Origin of the sequence: Neorhizobium tomejilense (assembly GCF_964254135.1) — a bacterium.
Classification (GTDB): domain Bacteria; phylum Pseudomonadota; class Alphaproteobacteria; order Rhizobiales; family Rhizobiaceae; genus Neorhizobium; species Neorhizobium tomejilense.
Map to the genome: position 1 here is coordinate 681,351 of NZ_CAXUSO020000002.1, position 21,781 is coordinate 703,131.

General features: G+C 60.2%; 24 protein-coding genes. 7 read left to right on the forward strand and 17 right to left on the reverse strand.

Annotated elements, in window-relative coordinates; all coding sequences use genetic code 11:
- Positions 1-304 precede the first annotated feature (304 nt).
- On the forward strand, positions 305-502 hold the full coding sequence (locus ACSQ3G_RS25925) for a hypothetical protein (RefSeq protein ID WP_436112281.1): 198 nt from the start codon (positions 305-307) through the stop codon (positions 500-502).
- Between the two features lie 6 nt (positions 503-508).
- Here ACSQ3G_RS25925 and ACSQ3G_RS25930 read toward each other — a convergent pair whose 3' ends face one another.
- Positions 509-1,393, reverse strand: a complete 885-nt coding sequence (locus ACSQ3G_RS25930) for an AraC family transcriptional regulator (RefSeq protein ID WP_436112282.1) — start codon at positions 1,391-1,393, stop codon at positions 509-511.
- Positions 1,394-1,547: 154 nt separating this feature from the next.
- On the opposite strand from ACSQ3G_RS25930, the gene ACSQ3G_RS25935 reads away from it, so the two are divergent.
- The 3 genes from ACSQ3G_RS25935 to ACSQ3G_RS25945 all read left to right on the forward strand — a co-directional run bounded on the left by ACSQ3G_RS25935 (position 1,548) and on the right by ACSQ3G_RS25945 (position 3,343).
- The gene (locus tag ACSQ3G_RS25935; RefSeq protein WP_436112283.1) at positions 1,548-1,934 is read left to right on the forward strand and encodes a nuclear transport factor 2 family protein; all 387 of its coding nucleotides are present in this window, start codon (positions 1,548-1,550) and stop codon (positions 1,932-1,934) included.
- Between the two features lie 72 nt (positions 1,935-2,006).
- The gene (locus ACSQ3G_RS25940) at positions 2,007-2,378 is read left to right on the forward strand and encodes a nuclear transport factor 2 family protein (protein WP_436112284.1); all 372 of its coding nucleotides are present in this window, start codon (positions 2,007-2,009) and stop codon (positions 2,376-2,378) included.
- Between the two features lie 302 nt (positions 2,379-2,680).
- Positions 2,681-3,343: an SPL family radical SAM protein gene (locus tag ACSQ3G_RS25945; protein WP_436112285.1), complete on the forward strand. Its 663-nt coding sequence runs from the start codon at positions 2,681-2,683 to the stop codon at positions 3,341-3,343.
- Positions 3,344-3,403: 60 nt separating this feature from the next.
- Here the strand turns inward: ACSQ3G_RS25945 and ACSQ3G_RS25950 are convergent, their stop codons facing one another.
- Positions 3,404-3,946 (reverse strand): cysteine hydrolase family protein, encoded by a 543-nt coding sequence (locus ACSQ3G_RS25950; protein WP_436112286.1) that lies wholly within the window; start codon positions 3,944-3,946, stop codon positions 3,404-3,406.
- A 90-nt stretch (positions 3,947-4,036) separates the two neighbouring features.
- Here ACSQ3G_RS25950 and ACSQ3G_RS25955 point away from each other — a divergent pair, with 90 nt between their 5' ends.
- The gene (locus ACSQ3G_RS25955; protein ID WP_436112287.1) at positions 4,037-4,960 is read left to right on the forward strand and encodes a GlxA family transcriptional regulator; all 924 of its coding nucleotides are present in this window, start codon (positions 4,037-4,039) and stop codon (positions 4,958-4,960) included.
- 32 nt (positions 4,961-4,992) lie between these two features.
- On the opposite strand, the gene ACSQ3G_RS25960 is transcribed toward ACSQ3G_RS25955, so the two are convergent.
- From ACSQ3G_RS25960 to ACSQ3G_RS25990, 7 genes are all read right to left on the reverse strand, one after another.
- Positions 4,993-5,517, reverse strand: coding sequence for a cupin domain-containing protein (locus ACSQ3G_RS25960; RefSeq protein WP_436112288.1), 525 nt, complete (start codon positions 5,515-5,517; stop codon positions 4,993-4,995).
- 119 nt (positions 5,518-5,636) lie between these two features.
- Positions 5,637-6,320, reverse strand: coding sequence for a hypothetical protein (locus ACSQ3G_RS25965; protein WP_436112289.1), 684 nt, complete (start codon positions 6,318-6,320; stop codon positions 5,637-5,639).
- A 48-nt stretch (positions 6,321-6,368) separates the two neighbouring features.
- Positions 6,369-6,890, reverse strand: a complete 522-nt coding sequence (locus tag ACSQ3G_RS25970; RefSeq protein WP_105403349.1) for a cupin domain-containing protein — start codon at positions 6,888-6,890, stop codon at positions 6,369-6,371.
- 1 nt (position 6,891) lies between these two features.
- A complete protein-coding gene (locus tag ACSQ3G_RS25975; RefSeq protein ID WP_436112290.1) occupies positions 6,892-7,785 on the reverse strand; it encodes a class I SAM-dependent methyltransferase in 894 nt (297 codons plus the stop codon).
- A 190-nt stretch (positions 7,786-7,975) separates the two neighbouring features.
- Positions 7,976-8,470, reverse strand: coding sequence for a hypothetical protein (locus ACSQ3G_RS25980; protein WP_436112291.1), 495 nt, complete (start codon positions 8,468-8,470; stop codon positions 7,976-7,978).
- A 171-nt stretch (positions 8,471-8,641) separates the two neighbouring features.
- Positions 8,642-11,122 carry a two-component system VirA-like sensor kinase gene (locus tag ACSQ3G_RS25985; RefSeq protein ID WP_436112292.1) on the reverse strand — a complete coding sequence of 827 codons (2,481 nt, stop codon included), beginning with the start codon at positions 11,120-11,122 and terminating at the stop codon, positions 8,642-8,644.
- Positions 11,119-12,183 (reverse strand): cytochrome-c peroxidase, encoded by a 1,065-nt coding sequence (locus ACSQ3G_RS25990; protein WP_436112293.1) that lies wholly within the window; start codon positions 12,181-12,183, stop codon positions 11,119-11,121. The genes ACSQ3G_RS25985 and ACSQ3G_RS25990 overlap by 4 nt, the downstream gene beginning before the upstream one ends.
- A 69-nt stretch (positions 12,184-12,252) precedes the next feature.
- Between ACSQ3G_RS25990 and ACSQ3G_RS25995 the strand changes: the two genes are divergently transcribed.
- Positions 12,253-12,984 (forward strand): response regulator, encoded by a 732-nt coding sequence (locus tag ACSQ3G_RS25995; RefSeq protein WP_436112294.1) that lies wholly within the window; start codon positions 12,253-12,255, stop codon positions 12,982-12,984.
- Positions 12,985-13,440: 456 nt separating this feature from the next.
- Here ACSQ3G_RS25995 and ACSQ3G_RS26000 read toward each other — a convergent pair whose 3' ends face one another.
- Complete coding sequence (locus ACSQ3G_RS26000) at positions 13,441-14,523, reverse strand: methyltransferase (protein ID WP_436112295.1); 1,083 nt, start codon at positions 14,521-14,523, stop codon at positions 13,441-13,443.
- A 340-nt stretch (positions 14,524-14,863) separates the two neighbouring features.
- Between ACSQ3G_RS26000 and ACSQ3G_RS26005 the strand changes: the two genes are divergently transcribed.
- Positions 14,864-15,688 carry a DUF2189 domain-containing protein gene (locus tag ACSQ3G_RS26005; protein ID WP_436112296.1) on the forward strand — a complete coding sequence of 275 codons (825 nt, stop codon included), beginning with the start codon at positions 14,864-14,866 and terminating at the stop codon, positions 15,686-15,688.
- Between the two features lie 28 nt (positions 15,689-15,716).
- Here the strand turns inward: ACSQ3G_RS26005 and ACSQ3G_RS26010 are convergent, their stop codons facing one another.
- From ACSQ3G_RS26010 to ACSQ3G_RS26040, 7 genes are all read right to left on the reverse strand, one after another.
- Positions 15,717-16,079 carry a cytochrome C oxidase subunit IV family protein gene (locus tag ACSQ3G_RS26010; RefSeq protein ID WP_436112297.1) on the reverse strand — a complete coding sequence of 121 codons (363 nt, stop codon included), beginning with the start codon at positions 16,077-16,079 and terminating at the stop codon, positions 15,717-15,719.
- A 7-nt stretch (positions 16,080-16,086) separates the two neighbouring features.
- Positions 16,087-16,806 carry a heme-copper oxidase subunit III family protein gene (locus tag ACSQ3G_RS26015; protein WP_105403356.1) on the reverse strand — a complete coding sequence of 240 codons (720 nt, stop codon included), beginning with the start codon at positions 16,804-16,806 and terminating at the stop codon, positions 16,087-16,089.
- Positions 16,807-16,842: 36 nt separating this feature from the next.
- Positions 16,843-17,562 (reverse strand): cytochrome c oxidase subunit 3, encoded by a 720-nt coding sequence (locus tag ACSQ3G_RS26020; protein WP_436112298.1) that lies wholly within the window; start codon positions 17,560-17,562, stop codon positions 16,843-16,845.
- Positions 17,559-19,337, reverse strand: a complete 1,779-nt coding sequence (locus ACSQ3G_RS26025) for a cytochrome c oxidase subunit I (protein ID WP_436112299.1) — start codon at positions 19,335-19,337, stop codon at positions 17,559-17,561. The genes ACSQ3G_RS26020 and ACSQ3G_RS26025 overlap by 4 nt, the downstream gene beginning before the upstream one ends.
- Positions 19,338-19,386: 49 nt before the next feature.
- Positions 19,387-20,202 carry a cytochrome c oxidase subunit II gene (locus ACSQ3G_RS26030; RefSeq protein ID WP_436112300.1) on the reverse strand — a complete coding sequence of 272 codons (816 nt, stop codon included), beginning with the start codon at positions 20,200-20,202 and terminating at the stop codon, positions 19,387-19,389.
- 130 nt (positions 20,203-20,332) lie between these two features.
- Entirely contained in the window at positions 20,333-20,722 is a 390-nt protein-coding gene (locus ACSQ3G_RS26035) for a c-type cytochrome (RefSeq protein ID WP_436112301.1), read from the reverse strand.
- A gap of 835 nt (positions 20,723-21,557) precedes the next feature.
- On the reverse strand, positions 21,558-21,776 hold the full coding sequence (locus ACSQ3G_RS26040; protein WP_172724371.1) for a hypothetical protein: 219 nt from the start codon (positions 21,774-21,776) through the stop codon (positions 21,558-21,560).
- Positions 21,777-21,781: the final 5 nt, after the last annotated feature.

The following is a 21,781-nucleotide window of genomic DNA, read 5'->3' on the forward strand; positions in this document are numbered from 1 at the left end:
GTGGTTACATCGCCGCGCCGTTGGGTTGCTGATCCTGTCAACGTGAGTTCTCAGCTGAGAACTTACGTTCGAGCGCGCTCGCCTGCTGCATCCCAGCGGATGTCTAGCGCCGAATAGTGCCGCTACCCTTGCCGACTGAAAGCGCTGCTGGCGAGAGCCTTCTGCCTCTGATTTTCTAGCAGGCCAAAGAGAGCTTTGAAGGCAGGCTAGCGAAAGTCGACACTGCAATGGTCTCGATAAGGGCAAGGTATTACAGTCGCTTACCGGTGGCGCAGCACAAGCTCAGGCTGAAGCGGACTTCGCCTTGACCCGCGCCCTGCGGGTATCTTCATATCCGACGCTGCTCTACATCGATGGCACCAGCGTCCACCAGCTTCCCGCCACCGGTACGCCACTGGCCACGCTGAACGGTATCCTTGACGAACTGCTCGCGGAAAAACAGGCGGCCACAGCGACAGAACCGCCTTCAATATTGGCCACCCTTACTGGAGCCGAAAGGTAGCCATAACTAGCCCTTGTATTGCCGGCGAAAGCCAATCGGGGTGCGGTCCGTTTCACGCTTGAAGAACTTGGCGAAGTTGGTTGCTTCCTCGAAGCCCAGGCCCTCGGCGATAAGGTAAATGGGCCGGTCGGTGTGAACGAGGAGTCGTTTTGCCTCGAGGGCAATACGAGCCGTGATGACGCTCTTGGCGTTCTGGCCGGTGGCCTCCAACGCCGCTCGCGTCAGGCTTTTCTCCGTACAGCCCAGAGCCGACGCATAGGCGGATACCTGATGCCAACCAGCATAGTTCTGCTCGACCAGCCGGCGAAACTTGGCGAAGCGCTGCACAGCCAAGCTCCGCGCGTCGGCACCGCCCACCTGCCGGTCCTGCAGAATCGTCAGGCGTAAAAGCAGTGCGCAAAGCTGGTATCGCAGCAGGGCGTGGACATCCTTGGCCATCGCGTCGATCGCCGCATCCAGCTGCATCCTGGTGATGATCTCGCTGACGGCATGAAAGTCCGCGGTCGACAGCGACAAATGATCCGGCAGCCGGTCCAGACCGAGAGCCGGCAACAGATCGGCAGTCGTCTGCGCTTCTGATGGCAGGAATTCGGCCCGGAACAGCACCATCCATCCATCCCACCCTTCATCACTGCCAAAGCTGTGAACCTGCCCTGGCCTGAGCACGAGGAGGGATCCGGCCGAGCAGGTGACCGGCTGAAAGTCCACCAGCTGGGTCACCGCACCATCGGTGACGCAGATCAGGGTGTGAAAGGTATAGTGGTACAGCGCCAGGATTTCCGCGCGGGCGACCCGGCGCCGCAAGTCAGTGAAGCGGAAGACCTCGACGTCGAGCTCGCGACCCCGCGGACGGTACGCGAGTTGATCCACCTTTGACGCGTTCCTTGCCATGTTTCGCCCTCATCAATCAGCAGCGATGTCCATTAAGTATCAGATTTTGGCCCGTATGCACCACGACGGAATGGCGCGTCGCCCGTTATTACCACTCCATGAATAGCGCGGTTTCTCCGCGGCAGGTTTCAACATCGGCAATGAAAGATAGAAAATGACCAATATCGATATCGCACGGAGCTACATCGAAGCCGTCCAGACCAACGATCAGGCCACGCTTGGCAACCTGCTTTCCCCGCAGGTTATCTGGCATCAGCCGGGCGCCAACCAGTTCTCGGGCACCAAGAATGGCATTGCCGAATTCGGCGCCATGATGGGTGCCATGATGGCCAAGTCTGGCGGCAGTTTCGCCATCACCCATGCCCATCGCTATCTCGCCAATGGCGACCTGGTGGCCATCGAGATCGAGTTCGCCGGCCAGCGTGAAGGCGCCCAGGTCAACCAGCCCGGTATTGATCTGCTGCGCATCGCCGACGGCAAGATCGTCGAAGTGTGGCTGTTCTCCTCGAACCCCGAGCAGGAAGACGCCTTCTGGGGCTGAAACGTCACCGATCCACGGCGGCAGACGAAGGCGTCCCCGCCCATACTGTTTTCCAAATTCAGGAGTTTCACGATGACCGCAAACCACAAGCAGCTCGCCATGACCGCCTATCAGCGCATTTTCGGTGATCTGGATGTGTCGGCCGTAGACGAATACCTGAGCAAGGATTTTATCCAGCACAACCCGACAATTGCTGATGGGCCCAAGGGTGTAAAGCAACTTGTAGAAATGCTTGCTTCGCAGGGAGTCCAGAAACAAAAAATCGAGTTCAAACATGTGGTTACGGACGGCGACATCGTCATTCTGCATACCCGCTACGAAATGGCGGGGGACGAATGGAGGTTCATCGATATCTATCGCGTCGAGAATGACAAACTGGTCGAGCACTGGGATGCGATGATGCAAATGCCCGGTACGCGCGCAAACAACAATCCGATGTTCTAGGGCGGAAATCCCGGTGAACCAGCAACGCAGCCGTTGCCGCCTTACATCGTTGTTGCGGCGATAATCTGCGGCATGAGGCATGATCATGAAAATCGTCGAAACCGAAGCCGAAAGCCTCATTCAGAAATCGAAGATCCCCTCGATTGCCTATGTGGCCAATCCCCATACCGGCTGCATTCTTGGCTGCGCCTATTGCTATGCCAGCTTCATGGGCCGCTCGGTTGGCGAAACCGTCAAGGAGTGGGGCGAGCATCTGCGTCAAGAAGAACGCAGTGGAACTGGCGCGGGAGGAACTCCGGCGCATGCCGCGCGACAAGTGCGAGGGCACATTTCTTCTCAGCTCCGTCACCGACCCGTATCAAGGACCCGAACGCCGATACCTATTGACCCGCGGGGTGCTCACAGCGCTTGCCGAGGAGCGCTATCCCGGCATCGTGCGCATCCTGACCAAATCACCGCTGTTAGTGCGGGATATCGACCTGCTAAAGCGCTTGCCGCGGGCGGATGTTGGGATAACAGTGACAACGACCGACAAGATCAGCCGTTGGCTCGAGGTGCGCGCACCCCGCAGTTCGCATCGCCTCAAGGCGCTCGGGGCCCTGCATGAGGCCGGCATCCCGACCTTCGCCTTTGTCGGACCACTGCTACCGCACTTTGCCGAACGGCCAGATCTGTTGGGCCGGTTGTTTGCCCGGCTGGTGGACGTCGGCGTGCGCGAGGTCTACATCGAGCACATTAACCTCAAGCAATATATCCGCGAACGGATGAATCTTGTGCTTGCCGAAAATCTTGTGCTTGCCGAAGAAGAGGCGCAGGCGCGCGAGGCCTATGTACGGGCGCGCGCTAAAGGGCATCGTGAGACGCCCGGCGCAATCGTCGAGAAACTAATGGTCAAGCACGGCCTGAAGCTTTGCTTCGAAGAAGTCATCTACCACGAGGAGTTCCAGGCCAAGTACGCGATGTGAAGCGTGAGCCAAGCGTCCCGCCAGCCGCGCAGAGGCAGGCGGGACGCGAGCCCACAATAGCTACTTCAGGAAATCATCGGCTGCGACGACCTTGCCATAGGCGAAGCCAAGTGCCGCCATAAAGGCCGCGTGGACCTGGCCTGCCGGCACGATCATGCCGTTGAACTCGGCGTCGCGCGTGGCTGCGGCGTCTTGGACGACCGTGACGTTGTAGCCGTGGTCGGCGGCAGCTCGGGCGGTTGCGTCGATGCACATGTGTGTCATGGCGCCAACAATGATCACATCCGTGACACCCTCAGCATCGAGCTTGGCCTTGAGGTCAGTATCCCGGAACGCGTTCGGATAATTCTTCACCACGACCTGCTCACCGTCGTTGGGACCGACTGCCGGAATGATCTCTGCGCCGGGAGAGCCGGCGACGAAGAATGGCGCGCCCTCGGGGCTCTCATGGCGCACGTGGATGACAGGCACACCCTTGGACCGGGCATGCTTGATCACCTCGGCCGCCTTTTTTACGGCGGCGTCAATACCAATTAGCGGCCAAGATCCCGAGGTGAGATAGTCGTTCTGGAAATCGACGACAACGATTGCTTGCTTGTTCATGGAGTTCATCCTTTCGAAGCGTCTCTTATGGACGGCAACCAAAGATGACGCTATTGGCGGTAATGACAAAGAACGGGTTGGAAACGACATATGCCCGAAACCATCGACATCGGCTTGCTAGAGTATCCTGGCGCGCAGGAGGCCGCTCTACTCGGCCTTACAGACCTATTTGAGATCGCCAACCGCCCTGACCGACCGACCCTGAGAGTGACGAGATGGCGGATCGAGAGCGATTATCTGGTCCCTGCCGAACGGAGCGGCCACCCAAGCGTGGTCATAGTTCCTTCGGGCAAAGGCGGACCAGTCCCTTCCGAGGTCGCCCGTACTTTCGCAGCGAGTTTGCGACGACTGCATTCAGCCGGCACGATCTTGGCCTCAGTTTGCGTCGGCGCTTTCATTTTGGGCGAAACCGGCCTGCTGAACAGGCGGTCAGCCACCACTCATTGGGGCGCTGCTGAGGCGTTCGTGGCGCGCTTCCCCGACGTCAATCTAGACGTCGACCGGCTGATTATCGATGACGGCGACATCATCACCGCTGGCGGCATGATGGCCTGGACGGATTTAGGGCTGAAGCTCGTCGATCGCTATCTCGGCCCCACGGCGATGATGGAGACCGCAAGCACACTGCTCATCGATCCTCCCGGCCGGGAACAGCGATATTACAGTACCTTTGTGCCTAGCTTGAACCACGGTGACACGGCGGTGCTCAGCGCGCAGCACTTGCTTCATGCGTCGTTCGCGGACGACATCACGCTCGCCGACCTGGCGAGCAAGTCGAGGCTCGAGGAAAGGACCTTCCTGCGCCGGTTCCGCAAGTCAACGGGCATGACGGTCACCGAGTACCTCCAGCGGTTCCGCATGAACAAGGCACGCGAGTTGCTCCAGTTCGGCAAGTATCCCGTGGAAGTGATCGCCTGGCGCGTTGGGTACACGGATGCAAGCGCGTTCAGGAAGGTGTTCCAGAGGATCGTAGGTCTGTCGCCATCCGAGTACCGGCGCCGTTTCCGCGCGTAGTATCCGCTTTTGATGAAGGATAGGGTCCGCCATCATTCCAGCCGGCCCAAAGCAGACGTTCTGGAATCGGCCCCATAAAAGACCTTCCGAGCGTTACTTGGCTGCGGCCAATCCGGGAGCAAGGTGATGCCGAATCTTGGCGCGGCCTCGCGGAGACGCGCGATCTCCTCAGGCGTCGGCGTTCCTACGATTTCGTTCGGTTGCAGTTCGTGGCCACCCTCCTCGAGAAAGCGTTCAAATAGTGCGGGGGTCCCGATCAAGATGTATCTGCAAGGATTGCCGCTCATGTTCGTAAGCTGGTGTGGAATGCCGCGGGGCAGGAAGATGCTCTCGCCGGAAGTCAGGCGTCGAGGCTGGCTATCGAGCACCGCGGTCAGTTCGCCTTCTATGACGTAAACCGTCTCGTCGTCCCGGGTGTGGACATGGATCGGTGTCTTTGTGTTTCCGTCACTCTTGTTCTCAAAGAGGCAAAACTGGCCGGCGGTCTGTTCTCCGGACAACAGGCACTTCATGACGATGCCTGCAAGAACGAACTCCTTGCTTTCGATGTCGCGCATTGTCTGCTCCTTCCTCGAACGAATCGCCCAGGCAAAGGGTTGAGGAAACCATTCGATGCCTGGAGGACCTTCAAGCCGCTTTTCGCGCTTGGTAGGCTTCGATGACCCCGCGGGCAGCTTCAGTGTCTTCTATCCAGGGGAAGAGATTCTGCGGCCTCGAGAAATTCCCGAAGAACTTCTGGTCTGCGAACAGTCGATTGCGGCCGCATTCTCCCAGCACCGCGGCTGCCGGTTCCGTAAGCGGCTCCAGGAACATCTTGGTAAAAGCGTATGCCCACCACCATTGCGAGGTGGCGTTGCGGCGCGTCATAGACACTCCTTCCCGGGTCGCGCGGAACAAGGTCGGCCAGCTCGGATCGACCGGCTGCCAGTACGGTTAGATCGGAATGGGTCGCAATCTCGTCAATTCGTTCGGCCGTAACGGACTCGACAATCAGTCGCCCACCACGACCCTCCAAGTCACTGAGCCAACGATGGATGCGCATCCGCATGTCGATGGCACCTCCGTACGATCCAAAGGAGCCGGCAACCATCATCCGTTCGGATCCTTCGATGGCCGGCTTCATGTGGACCAGCGCGCCGCTCGCGCCCAACATGTCCTGTGACCAGTAGTCCATGCCCAGCTCGCGTTCGACGTCGATCGTCTCGCCAAAGAGGAAGGCGTTTCCCGTTGGTTTCGAATGATTGAGCCACTGGTCGGGTGTGCGATCGGAATACACCGCCACTTCATATCCCTTGCGCAACAATGCGTAGGCGAAGATTAGACCGGCCGTGCCTGCGCCGATCACTGAGATTTTTGTCATCGTATCAATCTCCTGGTCGATTGGAGGCGTGGGCGAAAACCGCGCTGTTCACGGCGTCGTCAGGACGATTCCCACGCGGGCGTTTTCTTCCGGGCTGGCATTCCAGTAGCCGTAACGCTTCGAAGCCTGAAGAAAGCGTTCGAACGGGTCGAACGGCCGCACCTGAGGACCGTCACGTACCGGCGAACCTACTTCTTGGAAGAAGCGCCCGATCCTGTCGGTGCTGACGATCAGCATGATGGCCGGTTCGCCTGTCTGGTTGCGAAAAGCGTGCATGGCTCCGCCGGGCACGTGGAAGATGTCGCCCGGCCGGACCTCAATCCATTCGAAACCGTCTGCGGAATGGCTGAGTCCTTCCACGACACCGAAAATCATCATGAACGTCTCCGGGTCAGCATGAGAGTGAAGCGGCACCGAAACATGCGGCGGGATCGTGCCCCGCATGATGCACGGTTCTCCATCCCGAGGCTGTGTCAGGTATTCCACTGTCGGGCCGAAGACCTCGAAAGCCTCAATGTCTTCGCGCCTGATAACGTGCGCAACAGGTTCTATCGATGTAGTCTCACGCATTTCATCGCTCCTCGTTGAGTGGGACGTCCAGGCGTGTCCACGCGCCCACGAGTGGTGGCGGCATGATGCAGGCTGAATTCTCAGTGGCCTCGGCGCGCAATCGATCCGCGAGCGTATCGAGTTGCACCTCCTCGGCCGAAGCAATCCCAAGTCGCTCCATGAACGGCAGCAGACTGCGCAATGTTTCCGCGACATAGTCGTAGACGAAGGATTGCGGACCGCCTTCTACGCGCCCGGCAGCGATCATCTGCGGTGCCGGCAGTCCTGCTTCGAGAAAGGTCGTATGCAGCTTTGGCCCCATGTCCACCTCAAAGCCGCCGCGCTCGAAGGTTTCCAGGATCCAGCGCCTGCAGCGGCGGAACTCCAACCCGTCCGGGACGCTTCGCACCGAAGGCATCGCCATTTCCTGAAACGCCACTATTCCGCCGGGCCGAAGGCGATCGGCGAGCCGCCGCAGCGTCGCCCCGGGATCCGGCAGATACATCATGATCAGACGGCCGATGATCGCGTCGAACTTCCTGTCCGGATTGAAATCTTCAAGTTTGGCGACGTCGAACCGAACCCAATGGCATTGCCCACCTTCCACCGCCCGCTTTTCGGCGATCTCGATGGCCTCCCTCGAGCGGTCGACGCCCAGCACCGCCCCGGAAGGCCCGACAATTTGGCCTGCAATCAGCGACACGTCGCCGACCCCGCAGCCCAGATCGAGTACCTGCATGCCACGCGCAAGCCCGGCTCGCCGCAGGAAATCTTCGGTGAGATCGCGAATGAACGCGGCCTGCAAGGCAAGCCGCCTGAGTTCGTGTTTCGAATAGCCCAGCGCATAGGAAGCCTCGTCATACGATCCAGGCCCGATGCCGTTTGGCCGCCTATGATCAGGAAGAACCTTCTGCATGGTCCTCTCCCGTGTTCGTCTTTGGTTGGCGAAAACCACCGTCAACTCGGTGAAACAATGTCGCTCGTGTCTGCTACGTCCCGATTTCAGCGGCGAGGAATGAGGGTTACAGCTGCAACAGCGGCGCTCTGCGCCCAAGTCCGCGTGAGACGGGAAGCATGTCGAACCTCATGCCCACGGGCCAACCGCGTTAACCCGGCGCCTGCGGCACCATGACGATGTGGGGCGTCGAGGGACGCTGCCCGGGCGGCACGAAATCGGGAACGCTGCGATTGTCTTTCGGTAGCGAGCGGATGTAGCGATGCATCGCGCGCAGGTCGTCTTCCGCAAAAGCCTGCAGATTGAACCAAGGCATCGGTGGCCGCGTCTGCAGCGAGCGAGCATACCCCACCCATTCGTCTTCGGTCATTTTCGCGAGCAAACCGCGTAGATTGGAAGGGTAGGTGGTACCCCAGGGACCGCTAAATCCAATCGCATCTCCAACAAGCCAGTTTTCCTCCGGCACCTTGCCTGCAGTCGTAAGATATCCCGGGGTATGGCAATCGTTGCATCCGCCGATCTTCACGAGATAGCGACCGCGCTCGATGTCGGTTGATTGGGCCATGCCCTGAACCGACCCGACGATCGCAAGGCCGAGAAGCCCATACAGAACGAGGCTTGTACCCAGTGTGGCGTAGCGGATCATCATCGGCTCCTTTCAATTCGGTTGAATAGGCTACGGCTGGCCGACGTCACGTTGCAGGCCGACACGTGGCGATCTTACGGAGACGCGGCTACCTGGTGATTTCAGTGCAGGGGCTGTTGCGTTACGGATGTAACGGCGGAAAGGGTTCGTCGCCGGTACTGAGAACGTTGTTCAGGCGGGCAGTTGACGTGCGAGGCAATCGCCGAGATCTCTCGAGAGCAGCGGCTTCTTCAGCACTTCGCGTATCCCTGCGGCCTGCAATCGCTCGGGCTTGAGGGTCCTGGTATATCCCGTCATCAGCACGATAGGGACGTCGGGACGAATGGTGTGTATGACACTTGCAAGCTCTGTGCCTCTCAACTCCGGCATGATCTCATCGGTGAGAATGAGATCGAAGCGTCCGGGATCGGCGCGGAATGTTGACAGCGCTGCCTTGCCATGTCCGAAGCCCACCGGCTCGTAGCCGAGCGCCGCGAGCATGTCTTCGCCGAGCAGCATGAGCGACTCGTCGTTCTCGACGATCAAGATCGTCTCGCCGTGACCTTGCGGGACGGATCGGTCGTGGTCAGGCTCCGGGTGCACCGTCGCCTCGATTTGCGGGAGGTAAACGGAGAATGTCGCGCCTTGTCCGGGTTTGCTTTGCACATCGGTGGCGCCGTGGTGCGCGGAGACGATTCCGTGAACGGTGGAAAGCCCCAGCCCAGTGCCCTGGCCGGCGGGCTTGGTGGTGAAGAATGGTTCGAAGATCCTCTCCATCGCCGCGGGGTCGATGCCGGAACCGCTATCCGAGACCTGTAGCAGGACATGGCGCCCGGCCTGCGTCGCGCCATGCGACAGCTCGCGTTCGTGCGGCATGAAGACGGTTTTCAGAACGACCCGGACCGCGCCGCTGCCGTTCATGGCCTGAGCAGCATTGGTCGCTAGGTTCACGACTACCTGTTGCAGCTCCGTTCCATCGCCCATGACGGCGGCATCGTGCACGGCCAAATCGACATGAAGGGATATGGTGGCGGGCAGCGACGCCCGCACGAGATCGACGGCCTCTGCCACGACGGTTCGCGCATCAAGGAGTTTTTGTTCGCGTTCGCGAAGGCGACCGAAAGCCAGGACTTGCTCGACGATATCCTGCGCCCGTTCGCCCGCCTTCATGATCTGCAGCACATATCTGCGTGCGCGCGAATCCTTAATCAGGATGGCCAGGGCCATTTCCCCGTAGCCGCGGACGGCACCCAGTATGTTGTTGAACTCATGGGCGATCCCGCCCGCCAGAGTTCCGATCGCCTCCAGCCGCTGCGAGCGATTGAGCCGCAGTTGCAGGTCTTCGCGCTCGGCCTCGCTGCGTTCACGGATCGTCGCATTGGCGAACACTTCAGCTACAGTACGAACGAGCGCGACGTCGTCCTCCCCCCAGGCATGCGGGCGCTCGTGGAAAAGGAGTACCGCACCCCGGCCTCTTGCGGCCATGTCTATTGGGATCGAGAGCAGGGACCGGATCCCAAGATGCGCCAGCGCCGCTTTCTCGTCGCCGTCAGGGAGTCTTGCGATGTCCGGAACATGAATGCTGCCTTGCGTTTCATGGCCATCCACGCGCCAGTTATGGATAAGTCGAGCCAAGCTTTCGGTCCGGCCGATGCCGTCGGCAGGCTCGTGCTGAACGCCGTCGTAGTCGTTCGGCTTAGGCAGAACGAGTTCAGCTCCGGTGATTTTCAGGTGAGATGCCAGATGCGCAAGCGCCCCCTGCGCTGCAGGCTCGATTTCACTGCGTGGCAAATTGATGAACCGGGTAGAGATCTCGGCGACTAGCCGCTCCAGTTCAAGCCTCGCCTTGAGCCGATCTCTGTTGGCGCGCAGCTGGACGAACAAGTAGGCGACATAGCCCATCAATACGACTGCGACGCCGTAAAGCAGGCTCATGAAAATGTTGGCTCGCCTGGTCGCGCGGGAATGCGCTTGGAGATAGGAGTTCTGGAGCAACCGTGCGGCACGGCCCAGCGGGGCAGACTGGATGTTGGCAACGAGACCGTCGACGCGCGGCAGTGTGCCAATGATGAGTCGGGCGTGGGAAATCAGCGAGTGGACGTCGCTTGTTGCTGGCGGCTCCACTGCACGACGCTCCAACGCATTGATCGAACTCGTGACTTCTTCCGCAAGATCCCGCCGGGGCGCGTTGATGAATCGAAGCATGGCTGCCGTCAGCATGCCGATCTCGCCCGCTACGCCCGCTTGTCCGTTTCGAGAGGTCAGGCGCTGGCTGAGGTGATTGAAATAGGACAACGAGTTCTGCAGCAATGCGTTGTCCGACTTGAAGGATTCGACGAGCGCCTCCTGCTCGGCGACCGCTCTGGCGACCTCGGCGGTCTTTTGCCGTATGTCGGAGCTGGCATTTCCAATCGAACCGTCGTCGGAGGGTAGGTCGGCCGCGGCCACCCGCAAGTTGTTCATCGACCCGACAAGTGGGTCATAGTTCGGCAGCAGCCCCGCCCGTCCGAGCAGCACGTCCCTTTGAAGCTCGGCGTCATACAGGATGACCGATTGTAGCGCGTCCGCGCGTTCGTACCGCGGAGCATTGATGGAAGTGCCTTGCGCCAGGAAATAGGTCAGGACAACGAGGAACACCACCAGTGTGGCGGCGAGGAACGGAAGTCGTCTCATGGCTTTCGCCCTTCGCCAAGATGCCGCCCACGGTACTCGCCCGTCAGCGTGTTCAGGAAGCGAGTGATCGATGCGATGTCGTCTTGCGGCAATTCGCGACCCAGCTGCGCGCGCGCCATGATGCTGATCGCTTCCTCGAGCGAAGCGGTGCGGCCGTTGTGGAAATAGGGCGCCGTGAGCGCGACATTGCGAAGGCTGGGAACCCGGTACACATGACGATCTTGCTCCAGACCCGTGACGGTAAAGCGGCCAAGATCGCTATCGTCTTCGCTCGCGCGATCCGTGAAGGGATCGGCAAAGATGCCGAACCGCTGGAACAGGTTTCCGCCCACATTCGCCCCCTGGTGGCAGGCGATACAGCCATATTCCTTGAAGAGCTCGTAGCCGCGCAGTTCCTCGGAGGTGAGCACACCCTTTTGGCCCATAAGATGTCGGTCGAAACGCGCGTTGACAGTGATGAGGGAACGCTGGAAGGTGGCCAGTGCGTCGAGGACGCTGTCCCTTGTGGGGGCGGAACTGTAAGCAGCCGCAAATCTCCGGAGATAGCCAGCGTCGCCCTGCAGTCTTCGAAGCAGTTCATTCCAGCTCGCGCCCATCACGTCGGGATCGAGCAGGGCAGCCTCGTTCTGCTCCTCGATCCTGCGGAACTCGCCGCGCCAGTTCAGGCGAAAATTGCGCGAGACATTGAAGATCGTGGGGGCGTTGAAATCCAGCAGTTTGCCCTCGGCCCCGGCGGGACGCTCGAGGCCGTCGTCTCCTCCGGCGGTTAGATCGTGGCAAGACGCGCAGGCGACCGTCCCGTCACCCGACAGACGCGGGTCGTGAAAGAGCAGCTCGCCCAGCGACAGCCTGGCGGCATCAGTTGCCTCCGAGGGCTGTAGGGGCGCGATGGGTTCTCCGGCATCCTGCGCGGTCTGGCCGAGCGCCGCCATCGGCGGCCATGGCATCAACGCGGTGAAGCAAAGGAGCAAGAGTCCGGCACCGGCCACGCCGATGGCCGGTGTTCTCATCACCCGGTCGATTCGGGAGCCGGGCTGCAGCCAGGCGAGGTGCACGACCATTTCAACACGAAACCGCCAAAAATCGGCGCTTTAATGGTAAAAGCGGCGCGAGCGATCGGAGCAATCATCATGACCTCCTCCGCAGCGAGCCATGTGCTGATCGTTGATGACGATCCGGACATGCGCAGTATGCTCGCCGAGTACCTGGAAGGAGAGAACTTCACCGTCAGCGCAGTTGCCGACGGGCAGACGATGGAATCGGTCCTGCGGGAAAAGCCGGTCGACCTGATTATCCTCGATATGAAGCTGGGAGGCGAGGACGGGCTCGATCTGATGCGTCGCCTCGGCACTCCTCCCGAAGCTCCGATCATCGTCGTCACCGGACACCGCCGCGAGGAAACGGACAGGATCGTCGGTCTCGAACTCGGTGCCGATGACTATCTGACGAAGCCCTTCAGCCCCCGTGAACTGCTGGCGCGCATAAGAGCGGTGCTACGCCGTTCCGCCGCCGCTCAGCAGCGCCTGCGCAGCAACGAGCGCAGGGTCCGCTACTGGTTCGCCGGCTGGCATTTGGACATGCGGATGCGCCGCCTCGTTTCTCCAGAAGGAAAGCCGGTTCCGCTGACCGCGGGCGAGCTCAATCTGCTGACGGCATTCCTGCGTTCTCCGCAGCAAATGCTCACGCGTGACCAATTGCTGAGTGCCAGCCGCGTGCACGACGAGGAGGTTTTCGACCGCAGCATCGACGTGCAGATTCTGCGTTTGCGCCGCAAGTTGGAGCAGGATCCCAGCGACCCGAAGCTGATCGTCACGGAGCGTGGAGCAGGCTATTTGTTAACGACCCCCGTAACAATCTCCTAGCTAGGCGTGAGCTTTCATTGGGTTGGTCCATCCGGTCTCGACCGGGAAGCTGAGGTTGTCGAAGCTTCAGTGATTCTCGGAGGACCGGATGAAAGTCCATAAGAATGCCCGGCGGTCGTCGGAATTCGGTTCGCTACTTCATCGACATCAGGTTCGTGATCAGACATGGCTTGATTTCAAATACTGGCACGGGAACCTCGGAACAACCGATATCTCTCAGCTGTTCGGGGGACAAATGCGCGATTGCCCGACGTCTTGTGGTGGTCAGTTGCCAGGTTATGAGAACCCGGATTACAGCTACCGTGGTTTTCAGCGCGGATCCAGGCGGGCGCATTCTCGACAACTTACGGCTGCTGCGGGTTTCGGTGTGAAGCATTTCGGCCTCCCATTTTTCCAGATCGGGGGCATATTCTTGGGAGTGGACGGCAGAGCGCCTATTCCACTCCGTTTTAGACCTTACGGCTTGCGGCCGATCACGCCGCCGCTGGCGGCGGGCGCGCCGAACCAGACCGTCTCGACGTGCCTAAATCCGGCTTCCTCGAGCCATGCCGAATATTCGGCCGGCGTGTAGTTTCGTCCTCCTTCCGTCTCGATCAGCATGTTGAGGCTCATCAGCGCGGCCGGCACTGGCCCGGTCTTTTCGTCATCGACAAGAAGCTCGCTGATGACGACTGCACCGCCGCTCGGCAAAGCCTCGAAGGACCGGCGCAGCAGGGCGCGGTTCGTCGCCTCGTCCCAGTCGTGCAGGATCATCGACAAAAGATGTAGGTCATGCCCGTCCGGAAGACCATCGAAGAAACTGCCGCCGACGGTATCCACGCGGTCAGCGAGGCCGGCCTCGGCAATCTTGCCTGCGGCGATCTCGGCGACATGCGGCAGGTCGAACACGGTCGCACCAAGCTCGTCATATTGCTTGCAGAGCTCGATGTCGTAGGCGCCAGATCCGCCGCCGATATCCAGCAGCCGGCGGAAACGACTGAAATCCACGGCTTCGCCGAGCTTGCGCGCACTCATCGCGGACATCGAATGCATCGCTTCCCAGAAGTACGCCAGCATTGTCGGATCCTCGCCGTCGAACAGCGAGGATTGTACCTCCGGGTCCCACGTGGTTGGCCGGTTCGTTCGCAGCGCTTCGGTAAGTTTGCCCCAGCCTGCGTAGAGCCGCTTGTCGGCCATCTGCACGAAGCCACCGAAGTAATATGGTGTCCCGCGCACTAGATAGGCTTCGCTTAACGGCGTATTGCGATAACGCCCGTCCGTTTTCTCCAGAAGCCCGAGTGCAGCGCAGCCGGTCAACAGCATCTCGGCCGGGCGTGGGTTCAGACCAAGCTCTTCCGCCAGCCCGGCAACCGTAGTGCCGACGCCGCCCGCAAGGCGGCTAAAGAGGCCCAACTCGTGCGCAGCGGCCAGCGTCTTGAAGGCCCAGAACCCGGTCGAAAGCGCCATCAGCGGGACGGCGGAAGGAAGTTCCGGCGTAGCCATCGGCTGGACGTTCGTATGCTTGGCCGGACGTGCTGCCTGCGAAAATTGACTGGCCATGATCACCTCTCTTTCAGAGCATGTCACAGCCGCAACCGGCTGGCTTGTGGCCATCCATTCGGCGAACTGTGGCTTCTGTCTGCTCAGGTGCGAATCTGGGCGCTCAGGGCTACGCCACGATTTCAGAAGGAGAAAATTTGGTTACGGTTGAAACTTATGTCATTTGGTCGGAGCCGGCTGACTTGCGCAGCAATTCTGCGCCGTAGGGTGCGCCGCTGGTCAAGTTTCGACCGGGGGTGTATAATCTTCAGGCGTGCAGGTTCAGTCCTATGGCGCCGTTCCTAACGCGGGTATCCGTTGTGGTCGTTGTTGTCTGTGACAAGAATGGAGAGGAATTGTTATGGCACATTTTCACGTGATCGCGGGAGGCGCCAGGAAGGCGGCCTATCCCACCGTGCGGCGCATCAATGTGGCGGATGTCTTCACCTCGCTGCGTCAGGGGTTGGATGATTTCTGGACCAAGCCGTCGCACTACGTCTTTCTTTGTCTGATCTACCCTATGGCCGGTGTGGTCCTGGCGTATTGGACATCCGGTGCCAATGCGCTGCCGCTGCTGTTTCCGCTGATGTCAGGCTTTGCCCTGATCGGTCCGATAGCGGCGCTGGGTCTTTATGAGATCAGCCGCCGGCGGGAGCTTGGCCTTGACACCTCCTGGCAGCATGCGCTCGAAATCAGGCATTCCCCGGCGGTCCCGGCAATCCTTGCCATCGGTCTCATGCTGGCGGTGATTTTTATCCTGTGGCTTCTGACGGCGCAGTCGCTCTATGTCAGCCTGTTCGGGCCGGAACGGCCGGAATCGCTGTTGATTTTCGTCAACGAGGTGTTTGCGACGAGCAGGGGTTGGCAGCTGATCCTCTACGGAATTGCCGTCGGCTTCCTCTTCGCTCTGGCCGTGCTTTGCACCACAGTCATTGCATTTCCGCTGCTTCTTGATCGCGACACTGGTGCGGCGACAGCGGTTTATACTTCGATGAAAGCCTTCGTGGTCAATCCCATGGAATTCATGCTCTGGGGTCTCATCGTGGCGGTGCTTCTGGTCGTCGGCTTTGCGATGTTCTTTGCGGGTCTGGCTATCGTGATCCCCGTACTTGGGCACGCGACCTGGCATCTGTATCGCAAGGTCGTTGAACCGGAATCCGTCCTGGGGAGCGGCACCGGTCGGTAGGTCGGAAAACCGGCTTCGGCACTGCCCGTCAGGGACCAGTGCCGAAGAAGGCGAGGCGGGTGAAGATCGTATAATCCGCTTCCGATACCATCAGCGCGACGAAAACCAGCACCAGCAGCGGCGGCAGCAGGATGGCGTAGACGAGCGCCAGCCGCTCCCAGGCCATGTGCATGAAGACCGCAACGATCAGCCCCGCCTTCAGCATCATGAACAACAGGATCAGTGTCCATCTGAGATAGCCCTGGAGGCCGAGATAATCGACCATGTAGGAAAAGGCGCTGAGTACGAACAGCAGGCCCCAGACGAAGAGGTAGAGCCGGATCGGATGCTGCTGCCCGGTTTGTAGCTGCTGTCCAGATTGGATGTGTGCATGCGCCGTTGTCTCGTTCATGACGACCTCACCACAGATAGAAGAATGCGAAGATAAAGACCCAGACCAGGTCGACGAAGTGCCAGTAGAGGCCCATGATCTCGACGGCCTCGTAACGGCCTCTCCGGCTGGTGAAGAAGCCGCGCCGTTCCTGGTCGAAATCGCCCCGCCAGACCTTGCGGGCGACGATGAGGAGGAAGATGACGCCGATCGTGACATGGGTGCCGTGAAAGCCGGTGATCATGAAGAAGGTCGATCCGAACTGTGCCGCCCCCCAGGGGTTTTCCCAGGGGCGCACGCCTTCGGTGATCAGCTTCGTCCATTCAAAGGCCTGCATGCCGACGAAGCCTGCCCCGAGGAGCGCCGTCAATAGCATCAGCATTGCGGTCCTGTGGCGTTCCCGGCGATAGCCGAAATTGACCGCCATCGCCATGGTGCCGCTGCTCGAGATCAGCACGAAGGTCATGATCGCGATCAGGATCAGCGGCACGTCCTGGCCGCCGATATGCAGCGCGAAGACCTCGCTCGGATTGGGCCATGCGACCGGCGTCGACATGCGGGCGGTCATGTAGGCGATCAGGAAACAGCCGAAGACGAAGGTATCGCTCAGGAGAAAGATCCACATCATCGCCTTGCCCCAGGAGGCGGTCTTGAAGGCGCGCTGATCCGACGCGAAATCGGCGGCGACACCGCGCAGGCCCGCCGGCCTGAGGTCTGGCTCGCCATGTGTCCCGATAGTCTGTGCCATCTGCAAATCTCCTGGTTGAGCTTCCTTGGTTCGGCCCTAGGTCAGCAATGTGCGGCAGAGATCGAAGAAATCATTCGCCCAGCCGGCAAAGAGCGCAAAGAGCAAGAGCCAGACGGCGAGCATGAAATGCGAATAGATGGCGGAAAGATCGATGCTGAGGCGCAGCCTGTCCGGCGCGACGTCGGTTGAAAATGCCCTGGCCGTCGTGTGCGCGAGCACGGCGAGCCCGCCGAGGATATGCAGGCCGTGCAGGCCGGTGAGCATGTAGAAGAAGCTGTTGGCGGGATTGTCGGCCAGCACATAGCCGGCCGCCGTCAGTTCCCGCCATGCCTGGACCTGTCCAACGAGAAAGAAGAGGGCAAGGGCAAATGCGGCGGCAAGCACCGGCCGCAGGCTTTCCATGTGACCGTGCCCCGCTTCTCTTCTCGCCCATTGCAGCGCGACACTGCTTAAGGCCAGTGCTGCGGTGTTGACCCAGAGCAGCCGGGGAACGGGTGTGCCCCACCAGTCCGTCGATGCCATGCGCATGAAATAAGCGCTGACGGCAAGACTGAAGAGTGCGCCGACGACGCCGAGAAACACGAAGAGGCCGATTTTCACCGCCGGTACGGGCGGCTGTTGCCGATCGGTGCCGTGATGATCCGGCAGCTGCACGGACCCGGTTTCGAGCCAGGGTTTCGAGGCCAGCCGCTGTCCGGAAAGCCACCAGACGATGATGGCGGCGATAACGGCAAGGAAGATCAGCGTGACGCTCATGCCGGAACCTCCCGTGTGATGCCGCGATCTGCCGGCACGGTCTGCGGAATGAAGTCCTCGGCCGCTCCCGGCACGCTGTAGTCATAGGCCCAGCGGTAGACCACCGGCAGCTCCTTGCCCCAGTTGCCGTGGGCAGGCGGCGTCTGCGGCGTCTGCCATTCCAGCGTCGTTGCCCGCCATGGATTGCCACCTGCCTCCCTGCCGCGGAAAAGGCTCCAGACCAGATTGAACAGGAAAACCATCTGCGCGGCCCCGACGATCAGCGCCATGACCGTTATGAAGATGTTCAGCGTATGGGCCGAAGGCGGAACGAAGGCCGTCTCTCCCATCTCGAAGTAGCGGCGCGGCACGCCGAGCAGGCCGAGGTAATGCATCGGGAAGAAGATCGCATAGGTGCCAAGGAAGGTGGTCCAGAAGTGGATCTGGCCGAGCGTCTCGTTCAGCATGCGTCCCGTCACCTTCGGATACCAGTGACAGATCGCCCCGAAGATGACGAGGATCGGCGCCACGCCCATGACCATGTGGAAATGCGCGACGACGAACATCGTATCCGACAGTGGCACGTCGACGACGACATTGCCGAGGAACAGGCCCGTCAGGCCACCATTGACGAAGGTGACGATGAAGGCGAGCGCAAAGAGCATCGGCAGCGTCAGGTGGATATCGCCGCGCCATAGCGTCAGCACCCAATTGTAGACCTTGATCGCCGTCGGGACGGCGATGATCAAGGTCGTGGTGGCGAAGAAGAAGCCGAAGGCCGGGTTCATGCCGCTGACATACATATGGTGCGCCCAGACGATGAAACTGAGCGCGCCGATGACAACGATCGCCCAGACCATCATGCGGTAGCCGAAGATGTTCTTGCGCGCATGCGTGCTGATCAGGTCCGAAACGATGCCGAAGGCCGGTAGTGCGACGATATAGACCTCCGGATGGCCGAAGAACCAGAACAGGTGCTGGAACAGGATCGGGCTGCCGCCGCCATGTTGCAGCTGCTCGCCCATTTCGACGATGGCAGGCATGAAGAAGCTCGTGCCGAGCAGGCGGTCGAACAGCATCATGACGCAGGCGACGAACAGGGCAGGGAAAGCGAGCAGCGCCATCACGGTGGCGGTGAAGATGCCCCAGACGGTGAGCGGCATGCGCATCAGCGTCATGCCGCGCGCGCGTCCCTGCAGCACCGTCACCACATAGTTCAGGCCACCCATGGTGAAACCGATGATGAAGACGATCAGCGAGGAGAGCATGAGGAGGATGCCCCAGTCCTTGCCGCCGGGCGTACCTGACAGGACGGCCTGCGGGGGATAGAGCGTCCAGCCGGCCCCTGTCGGGCCGCCGGGGGCGAAAAAGCCCGCGGCCAGGATCAGTACGGCCAGCAGATAGATCCAGTAGCTCAGCATGTTCGCGTAAGGGAACACCATGTCTCGCGCGCCGACCATCAGCGGAATGAGGTAATTGCCGAAGCCGCCGAGGAACAGCGCGGTCAGGAGATAGATCACCATGATCATGCCGTGCATGGTGATGAACTGATAATAGTGATCGGCATCGATGAAGGCGAAATAGCCGGGAAAGGCAAGCTGCAGACGCATCAGCCAGGAGAGCACCAGCGCCACAAGGCCGATCGAGATGGCGGTGACCGAATATTGCACGGCGATGATCTTGGCATCCTGGCTGAACACATATTTCGTCCACCAGCTTTTCGGATGATAAAGCTCGACATCCTCGACCTCGGCGGAGGGGATGGCGCCGGCGCTGCCGGATGGAATCTCGACCATGATGTCTCTTCCCTTTCCTTCCGATGCGGCCTGAAACCGCTTCGCCGGTTCAATTTGCCGGCGGCGGCTCTCCCGATGCCATAAGCTGGGTGAATGTCTGCTGCTGCCCGAGCCAGGTCTGATAGTCCGCCGCTTCCTCGACGACGACGGTCCCGCGCATTTGCGCATGGCCGATGCCGCAGAGCTCGGCACAGAGAATCTCGAAGCTTCCCGTCCGCGTCGGCGTGAACCAGAAATAGGTGATCATGCCGGGGATCATGTCCATCTTGGCGCGGAATTCCGGCACATAGAAATCGTGGAGGACATCGACGGAGCGCAGCAATATGCGCACCGGCTTGCCGACCGGCAGATGCAACTCGCCGCCCTCGATAATCACGTCGTCGAGGCCGCTTGCGTCGTTCTTGTTCAGGCCGAGCGGATTTTCGGCGCTGACGTCGCGCGTCTCCGCGCGGCCGAGCTTTCCGTCCGCGCCCGGCAGGCGGAAGCTCCACAGCCACTGCTGGCTGACGACCTCGACCGGTACGGCATCGTCAGGCACCGTGATGAACTGGTTCCAAACCACGAGGCCAGGCGCCAGCATCGCCGCGACGCCGACTGCCGTTCCCGATGCGAGCAGCCATTCCAGCCTGCGGTTTTCAGGCTCATAGGCCGCCTGGCTGCCTGGCTTGTGCCGGAAGCGGAAGACGCAATAGGCCATGAACGAAACCACCGCCACGAAGACGATGCCGGTGATCCAGAAGGTGATGACGAGCGTGCTGTCGATATAGGTCCAGTTGGACGCGATCGGCGTCCACCACCACGGGCTCAGCACATGGAACAGCACGGAGCCGACGACAATCAGGACGAGAATCAGCACAACAGCCATTTCCGCCCCTCCCTGAGCAGGTCGACCGTGAAACCACATTCTGCAGAAATATCGGGTTATTATCGCACGAATGGAAAAGATGGGCAATTACTGCAATTTAGGCATGTCCACCCGGTCGTCTCTCAGACTGTCACTGGGAATATTGCTTGAGATAGGCGATGAGATTGGTGATCTCCTGCTCGTCCTTCACACCAACGAAGGCCATCTTGGTGCCCTTCACCTTCGCTTTTGGATTGTGCAGATAGTCGCGCAACGCCGCCTCGTCCCAGACAAGACCGCCGTCTCCGGCCGCCTTCATCCCGGTCGAATAGGCGAAATTGGGATGCGTTCCGGCCTTTCGGCCGAACAGCTTGTTCAGCGACGGACCGACTTTGTTCGTATCGGAATCGACGACATGACAGGTCGCGCATTTCTTGAAAACGGTGGCGCCCGCCGTCGCGTCACCTTCCTGAGCTAGGGCATCAAACGACGAAACGGCGACGATGGACGCGCCGATCAACAGAACAACACGATAAGTCATGGCAAACCTCATCCTCCTCAAGGTTGCCCAATTGCCACATCATCCGCCATCATCTTCGCGCGGATATGTTTGCGATCACTGAAAGAGTAGTCCTCCGAGTTGGCAAGTCAACCGGCCCCACAAGAGGTCGCGGATCATATTTGGCTCAATGGCCTTTTGAGGATGCGATCAAGAAAGCCTGGACCTGTGACGGCTGGAAGCCCCGAGGCGGGGCACGTCCGCGCCGTCTGTCAGGAAGCCCTCAACGCGGGAACCGACACGCAGTGCAGCATGAGATCAATCAACGCTCTATGTGAGTAGATAGACAAGGATTGCGGCTCCCAATAACCAAAGCCCGCTCAGAAGGCCTAGAGAAACAGCAACCGTTCTGCGGTCAACCTGAACCCACGACCACTTTGGGCCGCGCAGGCTCATGGCAGACGTGCCATTGGGCGTGGTCGGAACTCCGAAGGCCGATATACTTTCCTCAGCAGAAGGTGCTTTTGATGGTCTCGCGTTCATGCCAGTCTCATCCAATTTTGACGGTGTTCAGCCGGAGTTGATTGCTGTCAGGTTGACCCGGTGCGCCCACGAGATCATGTGCCTGCAAAAGTTGTCCCAATACTCGTCGGTTGCGGTGGAAGTTTACCAGATATTCGCTACACTCCCTGACCGAACTGGACGACGGCGACAGCCGTGTGGAAGTTCCACTGCCGCAGGGCCGCCCCCAGCGGTTACCCCCACTGCGGCAAGGGCTCGACGTGCTTTCCATACCGCCCGTCGAGCCCTTCGTGCCGCCCCCACTGCACCGTCCAGCGACCTCAACCGTCGACCATGATCCGATCGCGGTTCCCGCTCATTGATAGGTTTGACTTGATGTTTTGCGTGAGTGCTTGGTCGCCGTAACATCTGGATCACCAGTAAGCTCCTTGGTGATCGCTTCAAGCGTCACGGAGAGTCCAGCCTCGACCTCGATCGATTTGAGGCCTTTTGCGATCTCTCTCGCGTAGATCACTAGCCTCGCCAGAGCGACGAGTTCTACTTCCATATCAGTTTGCAAATCCGAGTATGCCATGCACC

Bases quoted from the DNA above. Each gene is read 5' to 3' on its own strand.
- ACSQ3G_RS25930 (WP_436112282.1), bottom strand. From the start codon at position 1,393: ATGGCAAGGAACGCGTCAAAGGTGGATCAACTCGCGTACCGTCCGCGG.
- ACSQ3G_RS26040 (WP_172724371.1), bottom strand. From the start codon at position 21,776: ATGGCATACTCGGATTTGCAAACTGATATGGAAGTAGAACTCGTCGCT.
- ACSQ3G_RS25945 (WP_436112285.1), top strand. From the start codon at position 2,681: ATGCCGCGCGACAAGTGCGAGGGCACATTTCTTCTCAGCTCCGTCACC.
- ACSQ3G_RS26010 (WP_436112297.1), bottom strand. From the start codon at position 16,079: ATGAACGAGACAACGGCGCATGCACACATCCAATCTGGACAGCAGCTA.
- ACSQ3G_RS25995 (WP_436112294.1), top strand. From the start codon at position 12,253: ATGACCTCCTCCGCAGCGAGCCATGTGCTGATCGTTGATGACGATCCG.
- ACSQ3G_RS25965 (WP_436112289.1), bottom strand. From the start codon at position 6,320: ATGACAAAAATCTCAGTGATCGGCGCAGGCACGGCCGGTCTAATCTTC.
- ACSQ3G_RS26020 (WP_436112298.1), bottom strand. From the start codon at position 17,562: ATGAGCGTCACGCTGATCTTCCTTGCCGTTATCGCCGCCATCATCGTC.
- ACSQ3G_RS25975 (WP_436112290.1), bottom strand. From the start codon at position 7,785: ATGCAGAAGGTTCTTCCTGATCATAGGCGGCCAAACGGCATCGGGCCT.
- ACSQ3G_RS26035 (WP_436112301.1), bottom strand. From the start codon at position 20,722: ATGACTTATCGTGTTGTTCTGTTGATCGGCGCGTCCATCGTCGCCGTT.
- ACSQ3G_RS25955 (WP_436112287.1), top strand. From the start codon at position 4,037: ATGCCCGAAACCATCGACATCGGCTTGCTAGAGTATCCTGGCGCGCAG.
- ACSQ3G_RS26000 (WP_436112295.1), bottom strand. From the start codon at position 14,523: ATGGCCAGTCAATTTTCGCAGGCAGCACGTCCGGCCAAGCATACGAAC.
- ACSQ3G_RS25960 (WP_436112288.1), bottom strand. From the start codon at position 5,517: ATGCGCGACATCGAAAGCAAGGAGTTCGTTCTTGCAGGCATCGTCATG.
- ACSQ3G_RS25940 (WP_436112284.1), top strand. From the start codon at position 2,007: ATGACCGCAAACCACAAGCAGCTCGCCATGACCGCCTATCAGCGCATT.
- ACSQ3G_RS26030 (WP_436112300.1), bottom strand. From the start codon at position 20,202: ATGGCTGTTGTGCTGATTCTCGTCCTGATTGTCGTCGGCTCCGTGCTG.
- ACSQ3G_RS26025 (WP_436112299.1), bottom strand. From the start codon at position 19,337: ATGGTCGAGATTCCATCCGGCAGCGCCGGCGCCATCCCCTCCGCCGAG.
- ACSQ3G_RS25990 (WP_436112293.1), bottom strand. From the start codon at position 12,183: ATGGTCGTGCACCTCGCCTGGCTGCAGCCCGGCTCCCGAATCGACCGG.
- ACSQ3G_RS25950 (WP_436112286.1), bottom strand. From the start codon at position 3,946: ATGAACAAGCAAGCAATCGTTGTCGTCGATTTCCAGAACGACTATCTC.
- ACSQ3G_RS25980 (WP_436112291.1), bottom strand. From the start codon at position 8,470: ATGATCCGCTACGCCACACTGGGTACAAGCCTCGTTCTGTATGGGCTT.
- ACSQ3G_RS25935 (WP_436112283.1), top strand. From the start codon at position 1,548: ATGACCAATATCGATATCGCACGGAGCTACATCGAAGCCGTCCAGACC.
- ACSQ3G_RS25970 (WP_105403349.1), bottom strand. From the start codon at position 6,890: ATGCGTGAGACTACATCGATAGAACCTGTTGCGCACGTTATCAGGCGC.
- ACSQ3G_RS26005 (WP_436112296.1), top strand. From the start codon at position 14,864: ATGGCACATTTTCACGTGATCGCGGGAGGCGCCAGGAAGGCGGCCTAT.
- ACSQ3G_RS26015 (WP_105403356.1), bottom strand. From the start codon at position 16,806: ATGGCACAGACTATCGGGACACATGGCGAGCCAGACCTCAGGCCGGCG.
- ACSQ3G_RS25985 (WP_436112292.1), bottom strand. From the start codon at position 11,122: ATGAGACGACTTCCGTTCCTCGCCGCCACACTGGTGGTGTTCCTCGTT.